This window comes from Exiguobacterium sp. s101, from assembly GCF_018617835.1.
GTDB classification, from domain to species: Bacteria; Bacillota; Bacilli; order Exiguobacteriales; family Exiguobacteriaceae; genus Exiguobacterium; species Exiguobacterium marinum.
Genome location: NZ_JACSKX010000044.1, coordinates 1 through 238, shown reverse-complemented (window position 1 = coordinate 238; position 238 = coordinate 1). Strand labels below are relative to the sequence as shown.

1 protein-coding gene is annotated in these 238 nt (G+C 58.8%); it reads left to right on the top strand.

Translation table 11 applies throughout. The features are described from left to right. Positions 1-25: 25 nt before the first annotated feature. Positions 26-238, top strand: a 213-nt coding sequence (locus tag KNO76_RS14275) for a transposase (RefSeq protein ID WP_353047893.1), incomplete at its 3' end; no start/stop codon positions are given.

Sequence of the window (238 nt, the reverse complement as noted above, 5' to 3'; positions counted from 1 at the left end):
CCATCACTATGTCTCCGACCCCGCCATCTGCCGGAACTGCCCGCTCCTTGAGAAATGTACATCCAGCAAATCACACCGTCGCGACATCATCCGACACATCGACGAACCCTACCGCGAAGCGGTGAACGCGAACCGCCTCTCGGCTTCCAGACAATATCTCTATCGGCTTCGTCCACAGACGGTCGAGCGCTCGTTCGCCGACGGGAAAGAGCTCCACGGGCTCCGTTTCACCTTCTAC